Source organism: Pantoea stewartii subsp. stewartii (genome assembly GCF_008801695.1).
GTDB classification, from domain to species: domain Bacteria; phylum Pseudomonadota; class Gammaproteobacteria; order Enterobacterales; family Enterobacteriaceae; genus Pantoea; species Pantoea stewartii.
In genome coordinates, this window is record NZ_VZPF01000281.1 from 1 (window position 1) to 431 (window position 431).

The 431-nt window shown below is 32.3% G+C and carries 1 protein-coding gene; it reads right to left on the reverse strand.

From position 1 onward, the window contains the following. Window positions 1-431 (reverse strand): hypothetical protein (locus F7Q90_RS26820; protein ID WP_170283824.1); only part of this gene is annotated, 431 nt, incomplete at both ends.

Consider the following 431-nt stretch of genomic DNA (forward strand, 5'->3'; position numbering starts at 1 on the left):
GTTTTCCGCATCAGTAAGATCATCTTCGCTAAGTTTCTCTGAAACACTATTTTCAATAGGATATTTATTGGGTTCACATATAGTTAAGTCTTGAGCTTTATTCTTATATATATGATTTAATAGTGTACTCTTCGATATCTCTATAAGTTCAGGGAATAATAGTGGGCTTCGTGTGCCAGCAAATGAGCTTGTTAGTACGGATAATGCAATATCGCTATCCGTTTGCATAATGTTATTAATTAAATAAGTTGATAGAATAGCTAACTCACGGGTGCTGTCAACCATAGAAAATGAGGAGTCGTATTCTGTGAATGCTTCTTTGAACCATATATACTCGTTGTCATTGTCGATATTATAGTATAATTGAATAAGATCAAATAATTCGGCCCCAGTATTATTATCGATTATATGTTTAATTGCTGATAATTTTA